The 13,576-nt window shown below is 55.7% G+C and carries 13 protein-coding genes and 1 tRNA gene; 6 read left to right on the top strand and 8 right to left on the bottom strand.

What is annotated here, in order from left to right; genetic code table 11:
• Positions 1-546: 546 nt before the first annotated feature.
• Genes I4V53_RS03050 through I4V53_RS03040 form a run of 3 tightly spaced genes read right to left on the bottom strand, consistent with a single transcriptional unit; the run spans position 547 to position 3,452 of the window.
• Positions 547-777, bottom strand: coding sequence for a helix-turn-helix domain-containing protein (locus tag I4V53_RS03050; protein WP_195983923.1), 231 nt, complete (start codon positions 775-777; stop codon positions 547-549).
• A gap of 4 nt (positions 778-781) precedes the next feature.
• Positions 782-2,875 (bottom strand): U32 family peptidase, encoded by a 2,094-nt coding sequence (locus tag I4V53_RS03045; RefSeq protein WP_195983922.1) that lies wholly within the window; start codon positions 2,873-2,875, stop codon positions 782-784.
• 13 nt (positions 2,876-2,888) lie between these two features.
• Positions 2,889-3,452: a cell division protein ZapA gene (locus I4V53_RS03040; RefSeq protein ID WP_195983921.1), complete on the bottom strand. Its 564-nt coding sequence runs from the start codon at positions 3,450-3,452 to the stop codon at positions 2,889-2,891.
• A gap of 389 nt (positions 3,453-3,841) precedes the next feature.
• Between I4V53_RS03040 and I4V53_RS03035 the strand changes: the two genes are divergently transcribed.
• From I4V53_RS03035 to I4V53_RS03025, 3 genes are all read left to right on the top strand, one after another.
• Positions 3,842-6,313 carry a glycogen/starch/alpha-glucan phosphorylase gene (locus tag I4V53_RS03035; RefSeq protein WP_195983920.1) on the top strand — a complete coding sequence of 824 codons (2,472 nt, stop codon included), beginning with the start codon at positions 3,842-3,844 and terminating at the stop codon, positions 6,311-6,313.
• Between the two features lie 111 nt (positions 6,314-6,424).
• A complete protein-coding gene (locus tag I4V53_RS03030) occupies positions 6,425-8,347 on the top strand; it encodes a glycoside hydrolase family 13 protein (protein WP_195983919.1) in 1,923 nt (640 codons plus the stop codon).
• A 72-nt stretch (positions 8,348-8,419) separates the two neighbouring features.
• A tRNA-Arg gene (locus I4V53_RS03025) sits at positions 8,420-8,496 on the top strand.
• A gap of 342 nt (positions 8,497-8,838) precedes the next feature.
• Here I4V53_RS03025 and I4V53_RS03020 read toward each other — a convergent pair.
• Positions 8,839-9,132, bottom strand: coding sequence for a DUF2442 domain-containing protein (locus I4V53_RS03020; protein ID WP_207747821.1), 294 nt, complete (start codon positions 9,130-9,132; stop codon positions 8,839-8,841).
• A gap of 16 nt (positions 9,133-9,148) precedes the next feature.
• Positions 9,149-9,409 (bottom strand): DUF4160 domain-containing protein, encoded by a 261-nt coding sequence (locus I4V53_RS03015; RefSeq protein WP_195983917.1) that lies wholly within the window; start codon positions 9,407-9,409, stop codon positions 9,149-9,151.
• 779 nt (positions 9,410-10,188) lie between these two features.
• Here I4V53_RS03015 and I4V53_RS03010 point away from each other — a divergent pair.
• A complete protein-coding gene (locus I4V53_RS03010; RefSeq protein ID WP_195891736.1) occupies positions 10,189-10,365 on the top strand; it encodes a hypothetical protein in 177 nt (58 codons plus the stop codon).
• Positions 10,366-10,507: 142 nt separating this feature from the next.
• Positions 10,508-10,825: a hypothetical protein gene (locus I4V53_RS03005; protein WP_195983916.1), complete on the top strand. Its 318-nt coding sequence runs from the start codon at positions 10,508-10,510 to the stop codon at positions 10,823-10,825.
• Between the two features lie 171 nt (positions 10,826-10,996).
• On the opposite strand, the gene I4V53_RS03000 is transcribed toward I4V53_RS03005, so the two are convergent.
• Positions 10,997-12,199, bottom strand: a complete 1,203-nt coding sequence (locus I4V53_RS03000; protein WP_195983915.1) for a TerD family protein — start codon at positions 12,197-12,199, stop codon at positions 10,997-10,999.
• A 213-nt stretch (positions 12,200-12,412) separates the two neighbouring features.
• Here I4V53_RS03000 and I4V53_RS02995 point away from each other — a divergent pair, with 213 nt between their 5' ends.
• On the top strand, positions 12,413-12,625 hold the full coding sequence (locus tag I4V53_RS02995) for a hypothetical protein (RefSeq protein ID WP_195983914.1): 213 nt from the start codon (positions 12,413-12,415) through the stop codon (positions 12,623-12,625).
• 88 nt (positions 12,626-12,713) lie between these two features.
• Here I4V53_RS02995 and I4V53_RS02990 read toward each other — a convergent pair whose 3' ends face one another.
• Positions 12,714-13,019 (bottom strand): DUF3795 domain-containing protein, encoded by a 306-nt coding sequence (locus tag I4V53_RS02990; protein ID WP_195983913.1) that lies wholly within the window; start codon positions 13,017-13,019, stop codon positions 12,714-12,716.
• Positions 13,020-13,099: 80 nt separating this feature from the next.
• A complete protein-coding gene (locus tag I4V53_RS02985; protein WP_195983912.1) occupies positions 13,100-13,468 on the bottom strand; it encodes a hypothetical protein in 369 nt (122 codons plus the stop codon).
• Positions 13,469-13,576: the final 108 nt, after the last annotated feature.

Here is a 13,576-nt window from a genome sequence, read left to right as displayed (position 1 = left end):
AGCAATGAGGTTCTTTACTTTCAAAAAGCAAAAAGAAATTTTCTATACTACCAAAACAATGGAAGACTTTGCTTTTAGAAAACTAAAGGAACTTTGTTGTACAAACAACATTTCTTTAAAACTTCCATTTTACTTCAACAACCATCTTATTTTTAGATTGTTGCATTAACAACATTATATTAAAATTCTAATTGATTGCATACACAATCTTTATCATTTATTCGCTTTTGATAAAGCGTGCAAAAACCGCTGGTTTGCCCTCATGCCGGGCGGCACTTACTTTTCGTCTTGCCACAAAAGTAAGCAAAAGCACGCGAAGGGGGGCGTGAGAGCTGGGCTCCGAGAGGGTACGACTCGCGCCCCCCTTCACCCCCGGTATCCCCATTCAACTGAGATGCTCATGGAGGGCAGTGTGGTTTTCATTGACGGCGGAGCTTTGGCCTTTCTGCCTGTTCTTGTGGATTTAAAGAGAATTGTCGGCGGAGATGTCACACGAGAGTTTACTATTTTAAACTCAATTTACATGTATTGACTGACTATGATCTTCTACTCTGTAAAAAAGGCGTCATAGCTTACGTTAAAAAGCGTCTTCAACGCTTTCAGGTCGCTGGCTTTGATATTACGGCGGCCGGTTTCGATATTGGCGAGGGTAGTCCGGGACATGGTACTGCCCATCAGCTGCAACTGTTCCGCGACCTTCTGCTGCGTCATCTGTTTTTCCATTCGGACGGTTTGGATGTTTCTGCCCAGCGGGACATCCTGTAAAATCCACTGCATGGCGTTATCTCCGCTCTCTGTCCGCCGGTTCCGTCTGGAAGCCGCGGTAATACAACCCGCGGGTAAAGGAGCCGGGCGGGGGCGGGGCCGCGTTTCCGGAGCAGTATGCCTCCAGGACGCGCTGGCGCTCGTCCATATGCTCCGTGGTAAAGCGGAGGGTCAGGAAATCCATATTGCGGATTTCGTTCAGACGGTCCGCCATCCAGACCGGCACGGAGTTGACCACCTCGCTGCACGCGCCGGTACAGCGAATGGGAAACTGCACGCCCTTTCGGTCCGTCAAAACGGGCGGTGTTTTGCATTGCAGACAGCCCTGCGGTCCGTTTGCCGCCGGGCAGTTGCGCGTCAGCATCAGCGGCACGCGCCCGTAGGCGATCAGGCCGCGCGGCAAAGCGCCGCCGAGCGCGGCGGCCTGATGGACCGTCAGCTCAAAGCTCAGCTCCGCGTCGGACAGGCCAAACGCAGTATACCATTCGAGCGCGGCGGAATTGGTCAGATTTAAAGAGAACCCGCCATGGACGCGCAGGCCCGCCTCCTTTGCCAGCGCCGCCGCGTCCAGCGTTCCGGCCCAAACGTCCGTCACGCCCGCTTCCTTCATCTGCTGTAATCGCTTCCGCGCCTGTGCTTCCAGGCCGAACAGGCCGCGCGGCAGTTCCAGCGCGCAGGGAAACCCCTGCGCGCGCAGCGCCGCCATGCGCTCCGGCGCGGTTTTATAGGGCAGGTAGACCAGTTCGCAGTCTTTCGCGGCCTCCGGCAATGCGTCGTCCCAGAAATGGGCGCGCAGCTTGCGCGGTCCGGCGGTATGCGGCTCCTCATGGAACGCGCAGGGTGTAAAGGGAACCGGTTCCCGTGCGGCGCGCTTCTGTTCCAGCTCGTCCAGCACGGCGCGGCGCAGGCGGTTCAACGCGGATACGGGCACGCTCAGCCCCTCGCCGATTGTACAATCGATCTGCTCCACAAAGAACGGCGTGCCGCCCGTTTTCTGGAGCTGCTCCCGGCAGCGTTCCGCTGTCATCGGGCGGTTGACCGCCGGTTCCGGCGGCGCGTCCTCCGCGCACGCGCTGTGGCTCTCGCTGTCCCGCGCGGTCAGGCGCACCGGTTTCCCAGCATGCACCTCCAGCGCAAACCGCACCGGCACGCGCGGCAGCTCCCTGCGGTACAGCTCCCGCAGGTCGGAAAACACCGCCTCCGTGGCGCTGGTGACGTCCTCCTTCGTGCGGGTGCCGAACATGGCGCGGCCTCGTTCTCCATCCAGATACCCCGTTGTAAACCCGGAACGCGAAAACACCGCGCCCAGATTCCGCATCAGGTCCGGCGGGACCTCCTCCCCATCCGCCGCCAGACGGCAGGCGCGCGACGCGGCGGCGGCGTACTCAGGCCGCTTCATGCGCCCTTCGATCTTTGCGCTTGCCACGCCCGCCTCGGCCAGCTCTTCCATGCGGCGTATCATGGACAAATCCTTGAGGCTCAGGTCGTGGCCGGTGCCGCCGGGCGCGGAAAACGGCAGGCGGCACGGCTGGGCGCACATGCCCCGGTTGCCGCTGCGCGCACCCAGCATCGAGCTGAAATAGCACTGGCCGGAGACGGACATGCACAGCGCCCCGTGGACAAAGGCTTCCAGCTCCACGGGACAGGCCGCATGAATCTCCGCGATCTCTTGCAGGGACATTTCCCGGGCAACGACGACGCGTTCCATGCCCGCCTGCGCCGCGGCCTTCGCGCCCGCGGGCGTGTGCAGAGACATCTGCGTGGACGCGTGCACCGGCATTTCCGGCGTGCAGCGCCGCGCAAGCAAAAGAAGGCCTGTATCCTGCACGAGGACGGCGTCCACGGGCAGGGTGCAGGCTTCCGCAAAAATGTTCAGGGCTGCTGGCAATTCCTGTTCTAAAAGCAGGGTATTCAGGGCAAGATACACCTTGACGCCGCGCGCATGGCAATACGAGACAGCCTCCCGCAGCGCCTGCCGGTCAAAATTCTGTGCGCTGGCGCGCGCGCTGAACGCCGAAGCGCCCAGGTAGACCGCGTCGGCCCCGGCGCGCACGGCGGCGGTCAGTCCCTCCGGCCCGCCCGCGGGGGCAAGCACCTCCGGCTTTTTCATCCTATTTTTGCTCTTACTGTTCATCGTCTTTTTTCTCGAAGAAGCTCATGAAGCCCTCCGGGTCCTCCACGACGGTCTGGGCGTGCTCGCCCGGGATGTGCTCCCGCGCCGCGCGCGTGTAAGCAGACTGCGGACGGGGCGCCTTCTGCGCGGGCTTGTCCGGTTTTTTCTGCGCCGGCTTGTCCTCTTCCACAGGCTTATCGGACGCGGCCTTGGCCGCCTGTTCCGTCTGTTCCGACAGGCGGGCGCGCAGGGTCTGCAATTCTTTCTTTAAACGCTCGCTCTCGCGGCGGGCCTCGTCGGCCTCCGTGCGGGCGCGCGCGGAATCCTCCAGATAATCTTTGATCTGAGAGCGCAGGTTATCCGCGGAATCCACGGCCTTGCGGCGCTCGTCGCAGTAATTGAGCGCGGTCAGCAGCGCGGCAATGGTGACGGAAATGCGGTCGTTCCGGTCCACGATGTCCTGAACCGCGGTTTCCACCTCTTCCGCAATGGCGCGGATATACGATTCGCTGTCGTCCGCGGTGAGGGCAAATTCAACACCGCAGATGTTCAGTTTGATGCGGTTTCTGCTCATAATACGGTTCCCCCTGTGACTGCCTGCGCGGCGGCGCAGCGCATTTTGCTGAATCATTCGTCTTTATATTATAGTATACTTTGCCGGAATAAGAAAGCATTTCTTTCGCCGGGGCAGAAAAAGCGGCCCATTTTGACAAAAATTTTGATTTTTGTTCAATGTATACAAAATTTGGGTGAAAATCGTCTGTAAGGTAAATTTTCGGCCCGCAAAACGCCGGCGACCAATTTTTGGCTTTACCATGCGGAATTTGCATGATTATGGAAATCTTTGGACCCGGAAAGGATTCTGTTGTAAGTTAGTAATAATTGGTATATAATAAGTCTGTATGACCAATCGAAACGTTTGTCAGACAGAGATTACTTCTTGACATTTGGAGGACTTCTATTATGAACTACAAGCAGCCGATCAGTAAGATCAAAGAACAGATTGAAGCCAAGCTGCAGCATAATTTCGGCCTGACGCTGGAAAATGCGACCGACGAGCAGTGCTACAAGGCGGTGGCGCTGGTGGTGCGCGACCTGATGGCAAAGGGACGCCACGAATTCATGACGCGCGCGGAGGAAACCCACACCAAGCGCGTTTATTATCTCTGCATGGAGTTCCTGATGGGCCGCTCCCTAAAGAATAATTTATATAACCTGGGCGTTGAGGACGACTTCCGCAAAGCGCTTGCGGAAATGGGCCTCAAGCTTGACAACCTGTATGAAAAAGAGCCCGACGCGGGCCTGGGCAACGGCGGTCTGGGCCGCCTGGCCGCCTGCTTCCTGGACGGCCTGTCCACCCAGAGCTACCCGGCGATGGGTTATTCCCTCTGCTACGAATACGGCATTTTCCGCCAGAAGCTGGTGGACGGCTGGCAGACGGAGCTGCCGGACTTCTGGCTCCCGGGCGGCAAGGTCTGGCTGCAGGAGGTGCCGGAGAAGGCCGTGGAGGTCCACTTCGGCGGACATATCGAGGATTACTGGAATAACCAGTACCATATCGTCAATCATAAGGACTACGACAAGGTCACGGCGGTGCCGTACGACATGTACGTTTCCGGCATGGACGGCACGGGCGTCAACTGCCTTCGCATCTGGTCCGCGCGCTCCGAAGAATTTGACATGAAGCGCTTCAACAGCGGCGATTACCTGCGCGCGATGGAGCAGAACGCCATGGCCGAAGTCATCACCAAGGTCCTGTATCCGGAGGACAATCACCTGGAGGGCAAGAGCCTGCGCCTTTCCCAGCAGTATTTCCTGGTCTCCGCGACCATCCAGGACATCATCCGCCGCCACCTGTTCAAGTACAGCACGCTCGACAACCTGCCGGACCTGGTGGCGATCCACCTGAACGACACGCACCCCGTGCTCGCGATTCCGGAAATGATGCGCGTGATGCTCGACGAGTGCGGCTACGGCTGGGACGCCGCGTGGGACATCGTGACCCGCACCATCGCCTACACCAACCACACCGTCATGGCGGAAGCGCTGGAATGCTGGGGCGAGGAGCTCTTCAAGTTCCGCCTGCCGCGCATCTACCAGATCATCGAGGAGATCAACCGCCGCTTCTGCGCCGACATGCACGCCCGCCATGTGGACGGCTACAAGGTCGGCCGCATGGCCCCGCTCAACGACGGCTATGTGAAGATGGCAAACCTTGCGGTGATCAGCGCGCACTCCGTCAACGGCGTTTCCGCGCTGCACAGCGATATTCTGAAAGACACCGTTTTTAACGATTTCTATACCGAGATGCCGTATAAGTTCCAGAATGTGACCAACGGCATCGCCCACCGCCGCTGGCTGAACCAGTCCAACCCGGAGCTGGCCGCCCTGCTGACCGAAAAGATCGGCGACGGCTACATCCGCGACGCGTCGCAGCTGGAGAAGTTCCTGGAATATAAGGACGACGCGGCGGTTCTGGAGCAGCTTGCGAAGATCAAGCACAACAATAAGGTGCGCCTTGCCGAGTATGTGAAGAAGGCCAACGGCATCACGCTGGATCCGGATTCCATCTTCGACGTGCAGATCAAGCGCATGCACGAGTACAAGCGCCAGCACCTCAACGCGCTGCACATCCTGACCCTGTACCAGTGGCTGCGCGAGAATCCGAACGCCGACTTTACGCCGCACACCTTCATCTTCGGCGCGAAGGCCGCGCCCGGCTACTATTTTGCCAAGCAGATGATCCGCTTCATCGTAGACCTGGCGGAGACCATCAACAACGACCCGCGCGTCAATCAGAAGCTCAAGGTCGTCTATATCGAAGATTACCGCGTCACACTGGCGGAGATCCTGACCCCGGCGGCGGACATCAGCGAGCAGATTTCCCTTGCGGGCACGGAAGCGTCCGGCACCAGCAATATGAAGTTCATGATCAACGGGGCCGTCACGCTGGGCACGCTGGACGGCGCGAACGTGGAGATCCACGAAGCCGTGGGCGACGACAATATCCTGCTGTTCGGCATGACCACGCCGGAGGTGAACGCCCTCAAGCGTTCCGGCTACCGCCCGCGCGTGTTCTACGAAAACAACCCGATCGTCCGCAAGGCGATCGACGAGATGAACAAGGGCTTCTGCGGCGTTTCCTTCCGCGATATCACCGATTCCCTGCTCAACGTGGACCCGTACATGGTTCTTGCGGACTTCGAGTCCTATGTGCAGGCACAGAAGAAGGCGGTCGCGCTCTATGCCGACCAGAAGCACTGGCACCAGATGGGCCTGGTGAACATCGCCAAGGCGGGCCGCTTCGCCGCGGACCGTTCCATCCGCGAATATGCGGACAACATCTGGCACGCTACGCCGGTTCCGCCCGCGCCGCCGGTTGACAAGACGGTAAAACCGGTTGCGAAAAAGCCGATTTTCAAAAAAATGCGCTAATTTTACAACTTCCTTTTCACCACCGTCCAATGGGCGGTGGTGAATTTCTCTCCGGAGCGGCTTTCGCCTGCTTTTCGGGGCATTGAGTACTGTGTAAAAGGGGTAGACTTCATGTTCAATTCACGCAATCCGGCGTATCGCGATCCAACGGGCGCGGTTCCCGCGGGTACGTCGGTCCATTTTAAAATCAACGTGGCGCGGGACCTGCGCTGTTCCGGCGCGCGCCTGGTGGTGCAGGACGATCAAAACGGACAGACGGAGAATTGCGGCATGTACTGGTGCGGCATGTCCGGCGACACGCACGAATGCTGGGAGTGCCACTACACACCGCAGCAGCCCGGCCTGTACTTTTACCGCTTCTATGTCGACACCTGGCGCGGCACGCTGCCCATCACCCGGGGCTTTGGCGGAGAAGGCTCCGTCGACGCGCACGGCGGCCCGTGGCAGCTCACCGCATACGACCCGGAATTCCAAACGCCGGACTGGATGACCGGCGGCGTGATGTACCAGATTTTCCCCGACCGCTTCCACAATTCCGGGCAGCCGAAGGAGAACGTGCCCGCCGACCGCAGGCTGCATGAAAAATGGGGCGAGCCGCCGGACTGGATGCCGAACGAAAAGGGGGAGGTCACCAACTCCGACTATTTCGGCGGCGACCTCAAGGGTATTGAGGAAAAGCTCCCGTACCTGGAATCGCTCGGCGTGACGTGCATCTATCTCAACCCGATCTTTGAAGCGCATTCCAACCACCGCTACAACACGGCGGATTACTCCAGAATCGACCCGCTGCTCGGCACGGAGGAGGACTTCCGCAGCCTGTGCGACGCCGCGCACAAGCGCGGCATCCATGTGATCCTGGACGGCGTGTTCAACCACACCGGCAGCGACAGCATCTATTTCAACCGGGAGAAGCGCTATTCCACGGAGGGCGCGTACAACTCCCAGCACTCGCCGTACAGCTCCTGGTTCAATTTCCATCCCTGGCCGGACAGCTACGACTGCTGGTGGAACTTTATCACCCTGCCGGATGTCAACGAATGCAATCCCGACTACGACAACTACATCAACGGCGAAACCGGGATCATCCGCAAATGGCTTGCCCTGGGCGCGGACGGCTGGCGTCTGGACGTCGCGGACGAGCTGCCGGACCCGTTCCTGGAAAACCTGCGCGCCGCCGCCAAGGCGGAAAACCCCGACGCCGTAGTGCTGGGCGAGGTCTGGGAAGACGCGTCCAACAAGGAGGCATACGGCCGCCGCCGCCGGTACTTTGCGGGCCGGCAGCTCGACAGCGTGATGAACTACCCGTTCCGCAACGCGATTATCGGCTTCCTGACCGGGGCGGACGCGGCGGACATGATGGAAATTATCATGAATATTGTGGAGAACTACCCGCCGCAGGTCACGAAAATCCTGATGAACCACATCGGCACGCACGACACGGAGCGCGCGATCACCATGCTGGCGGGCGAACCGCTGCACGGCCACGGCCGCCACTGGCAGAGCAACGCGCACCTGACCCGCGAGCGCCGCAAAAAGGGCCTGACGCTGCTGCGTCTGGCCGCCCTGATGCAGTTCACCCTGCCGGGCGTCCCGTGTATCTACTACGGCGACGAGGCCGGGATGGAGGGCTACCGCGACCCGTTCAACCGCGGCTGTTACCCGTGGGACAGAGCCGACGAGGGGCTGATCGAATGGTACCGCCGTCTGGCGCGGCTGCGCGCCGCCTGCCCCTGCCTGCGCGAGGGGCGCATTGAGCCGGTGATGGCGGGCGACTGCTGCATGGCCTACGTCCGCGACGACGGACAGGAGCGCCTGCTGGTGGCGATCAACGCCGGGGATCAGGAAAAACCGGTTTATATCTCTCCGGAATGGAACGACGCGGAAATCCTGATGGGCCGCCTGCCGGACGAACGCCACGCGCTTCATCTGGGCCCGCGCGACTGCGCCGTGCTCAAGTGGGCGTATCCCGGCCCGGAGGAACCGCAGGGACCCGCGCCCGGCCCGGCGACCACGGCGCAAAAAGATTTAGCATAATTTTGGCGAAAAGCCTTGCACTTTTCCAAAAAGTGTGGTATTATACTCTGGCAGCTTTATGAAGCTGCTTATGCGCTCGTAGCTCAGCTGGATAGAGTGCTTGACTACGAATCAAGAGGTCAGGGGTTCGAGTCCCTTCGGGCGCGCCAAAAGAAAGTCGATTCAGTGCTTGTCACTGAATCGACTTTTTTGTTTTGGCGCGTCCCGACATCCTCCAATCGCGCTTCGCCTTGCGAGGCTCGCGTTCTTGGGAAGGGACGTCGGCGGTAAAACCGTCCACTGGACGCTTTTCCTCGCCTTTACTTCGGGCGCGCGTGCTACAAATTGGCTATTCTTAATATTTCACTATAGGATTACTGAAATAAAAAAACATATATCTTTTTTATTGATTTTCTCAGTATATAGTATATTGAAAACGATCAATTTAACGCCTCTTGTAAAATGTTCCGTTCCCATTGAGGCCGGTTTAAAAAGCGACATGCCCACTCTCATCAGACCGCACTTTGCAAAGGATCCTCTACAACCACGGTTTTATAAATTTCAATCGGGTCTAAATCAATACAGGCGGTTTCATCCCGGTTGCCGGTTATATCCCATGCAACGGTGTCGTTCAACACGGTCAGGCGGCTTTTGAAAAAATCGACATCGCCCAGCGGTGCAAAGACGCCGCCTTTTTCAATCAGCGGCTTTACATCTACCAGACGGACCGTGCCGTCGATGAAATAGGCGTACACGGTAAAATCATCGCCGGGAATCGCCTGCACAACCTTTGGGTAAAAGTACATGTTCATACCCCTTTCATCAGATCAAAGGATTGATGCGGTTCAGCGGCTTTGCGTCTTTGGAAAGCTCCCAGTTCTGCATCAATTCGTCTTTGTGAATTTCACACCATGCCAAAACGAGTTTTAATTGCCTGCCGGGAAGAGAACCGGTCATCACACAACCGTTTAGAATATCGATTAAAGCCTTATACCCAGCATATTCTGCATGGAAATGCGGTGGATTGTGATCGCTATAGAACATCATAATGCGGATTCCATAAAACAGTGAAATTTCAGGCATTTTTCATTCCTCCTATTTTTTGCTTCGATGTCCGGTCGTATTCCCGGTACGATTCACAGGTTTTGTTTGGTTTTCCGAAAAAAGTCGCAGTTTAACTTTACAATCGAATGATACCGGTATCTGTAATCCCGAATTTTCGTATACTTGCCGCATGAAATACCATTTAAAAAACAACGGTTCTTAAGATAAAAGATTTCGCCATTATTTAGCGTATTTTCTATATATACTTCTCTAATGGTAGTATAACATAATTCGATCTATATTTTGGTATCAACTTTGAAAAACACGACAGAATCCAAGAAAAATCAAAATAGGTACGTTGTACTCTTGACAAATAGGACTAACCTAATTTATAATTAGGTTAGTCCTATTTCCATTGGGAGGTGATTTACTGGAAACAGGTAAAAAAAGAGGGCCCAAAACGGATAATCCCAAAACGTATAAAATAGGGGTAAAGCTTGATTTAAAATCAAAGGATATATTGACCGCCTATTGCGCACAGGAATCTGTCTCGACTGCCGAAGCAGTGAGACGCGGGATTGCCAAATTGGAACCCGAGATAAAAAAATAAGGAAGTGACGCACCCCCTACGAAAAGAGTCGTCACTTCCCAACACCGGCACATGCCAAAAGGCAAATACGGCGTAAATATTATACCATGCGCCGCAGTTCCTTTCAAGCCGTGCCGGTTTTCCCTATCGGAAAGAATGTTTTTCAGATTTGACTTGACTTTTGATATACATAAGCATATATCTATGTATATCAAAAGGAGGTGAACGTTTGACAAGTCCTAAAATAGGACGCCCTACGGATAATCCCAAGGACAAAACGCTCTTTGTTCGCCTTGATAATGAAAGCAACGACGCATTGGAAGCCTATTGTAAACAGGAAAACGTAACAAGGGCAGAGGCCGCAAGGCGTGGGATTAAGAAGTTGAAGGACGACCTGAAAAAATAAGGAAGCGACGCGTCCCCTCTAAAGACACACGTCACTTCCCCAACACCGGCACACGCCAAAAGGCAGATGCGGCGTAAATATTATACCATGCGCCGCAGTTCCTTTCAAGCCGTGCCGGAACACAGAGAAAGGAATAAAATTTATGATTCTACGGCAATTGAGTGAATCACATTTTGAATGGTTCCACCGCTCCCTGATGGAGGAAGCCCACGCCGAACCGCTGGACGCGGGCTACACGGTCAAGCTGAAAATCAACGGCGTGGAATACGACGTCAAGCTCCAGCCGGAGGACAATCGCCAAATCGCGGTCTTGCAGGCTCTGCGCATCGACCGAAACCCATACGGCCCCGACTTCGAGTTAATTACAGAAGACAAGCTGTTATCCTCTTTCCTTGAAGTTTTGCTTTACCAGGGAATCTGTTCCTACAGACGGCCGGACGGTTCCCCGCGATCCATATAAAAACGTAAAGAGCGCGCCGGGCCGACTGGGCTTGGCGCGCTCTTCGTTATCAATCCCGTTCACGATCGCCGTTTCGGGCCCATCCGTTCATCACGCGCAGCCTGTCCGAAACGCCGCCACTTTTTGCGTCCCGCGCTTTTATCGGGCGTGATCCGGACACACCAGAATCCGTTACTTGCTGCCAGGCGTCCACCGCAGCCCAAAATGATAATACCGGTCAATTTCTTTATGGCCTGTGAAGAACCGCTCCTCCCGTTTCACCTCCAGCTGCCCATTTTGGCCCGACAAACTGGCAATGACGCAAAAGCGGTCGCGATTGCTGGGGTTTTGAATATGGATTTCAATATCCGGAGAACCGTTTTGCTTTAAAACCACCGTTGCGTCTGTGGCACTCCAGTTTGATGTTCCCTCATAGATGTACGCAAAAATTACGGCGAAGTCGATCGTCTCCGGCTTCCGGAAAACCATATTCTCTCCGTTCACGCTTGCCCCTGTGCGGTCGTCCTGATCCAGCCGGATATAAGGGGGCTTCGTTTTATAGCCAAAAGCTTTTCCCAACGCCTGAACAACGCCTGTTTCCCCCGTTTTTAAACGATACAGGCACGCCAGATCGAGGTCAATATTGGTCCGGCCGCCAAACAAGCCCCGTTTTCCGACGCTCCAATTCAGGTTTGCATGAATCTCTCCGCTGTTTTTCTGCAGATTAATCCGATGTGTATCGCCGCTTTTCACCAGATTGATCCGCGTAGGCCTTGGCGGCGCGGGCGTAACCGGGGCGGAAGCCGCCGGTTTTGCTGCTGGCGCGGGCTTTGCCGGTTTTGGTTTCTCCGCGGGAGGACTCACCGGAGCCGGAGTTTTGATTTCTTCGCCCCCAAAATGTGCCAGCAGCGCGCTCAGTCCTCCGTTAAACCCGCCCGCTACAACGGACATACGCCATATGCCGTCCTTCTCATAGAGTTCGCAGAGGATAAGCGCTTTTTCCTGGGTAAAATTATCCCCTGTAAATAGGAACCCGGCAACCTCCTGCTGGTTGGCAGACAAAGAAAGGGTCCCTCTCTGGATTTCACGCATGGTGACGTCATTGTCAGCCGCGACGGTAACCACCAGTTTTTTGATAAAGGAGGGCAGCTTTTGAAGATCAATCGAAAAGCGTGTGCACTCCCCATTCACTTTCATGGTAATCGCGTTTTCCGGCGTATTGTTCTGATTATAAAAAACAAAATATCGGTCGTCCGACAGCTTTCCCTGTGCGTCAACGCCAAAACAAGTCACATCGGCGGTTCCGGTTTTCATGCCAACTTGAATGTTTAATTCGATTTGCCGGCTCACGGTTACATCCGTCAACTTTATTTTTTGTCCTTTTTGCAGTTGCATCTCCACTCCCCATTTCAACAAATTGTTCGGGCGGCCAGGAAGGATTTCCGCCGTCCTTACAAAGCGCGCCTTCTAAAACAGCGTCTTCCGCCGCGGCAAAAGGCCTGCTGCCAAATAAAAACGATCGATCTGTTTACAATTTTATTATATCATGGGAAAAAATGGCGTACAAGGAAAGGATTTTTCACCTTACAACTGCCGGAACACAGAGAAATGACGATACGGCAATCGAATGAATCGCGCTTTAAATGGTTCCACCGTATGGAGGAATCTCACGCCGCGCCGCTGGACGCGGGCTACACGGTCAGGCTGAAAATCAACGGCGCAGAATACGACGTCAGGCTCAAGCCGGAGGACACTCGCCAAATCGCGGTCTTGCAGGCCCTGCGCATCGACCGGGACAAATACGGCCCAACTTTCAGCTGATTACAGATGGAATCCACCCTGTGTGGACAAAACGGCGGTTTTTCTGTTTCCGGCGCAAGGCGGAAACCCGTTTATCCTACGGAACTGCTTATGGAGAATCGCGTTCCATCCTGCGGCGCAGCTGTTCCAGCTGCTTTCGGTGATCCTCCGCGTTTTCCTCCGGCGATTTTGTGGGGTCCTCCCCCTCGTACCGGCGGCAGGGAAGCTCCCCGCACAGACCGCAGTGGGGCTGATGCTTCGTGTTGACGCAGCAGTCGTAAATTTCACACACCGGTTCGCCGGTGTATGCCAGCCAGAAGACCTTTCCCTGTATCTCCGGGCAGCCTCTGCACGCATCGGGAAAATACTGGCAGTCGGAGCAAACGCATCCGCAGCAGCTCAAGACTTTGTCCATTTCATCGCCTCCTTTTCTTTTTATAAAAAAGCCTGTCGTCACGCATCATGGTGGCAACAGGCTTTCTCTTATATCGTATCTCATTGTGCGCGCTTCAATTCACCGATCTCCTGACTGTGCTCCGTCACAATCCGTTCCAGCGTGCGCACACGGCTGCGCAGGCTGTCGATCTCCTCCGCCTCCGGCAGGCGCTCCAGAATCTGCTCATGCCCTTCCGCCAGCAGGCGGACCTGTTTCATCACACCAGATTCGATAAACGCATGGGTGCGGGTTTCACTCGCTTGAACCTCTCCCTGCATGTAATCTTTCATGCGGGTTTCGCTCGCGCGAATTTCCTCTTGTACATAACCCTTCATCCGCTCTTCGCTTGCCTGGATTTCTGTTCTCATTCGATCTTCGCTTGACAGAATCAGTTGCGCAATCGCCTGTAAATCCTTTTCTTCCAGCATGTTCCTTCTCCTTTCTTCAAAAACTCATAATCCCGTTCTGTTATTTCTATTATAGTATAGCATGAGGGGGTATTTCACGCAAGGAAAGGATTTTTCACCCCGCAATTG

The organism is Clostridium sp. D33t1_170424_F3 (assembly GCF_015667585.1).
Classification (GTDB): domain Bacteria; phylum Bacillota; class Clostridia; order Oscillospirales; family Acutalibacteraceae; genus Anaeromassilibacillus.
This window is presented reverse-complemented; position numbering and strand designations above follow the sequence as displayed.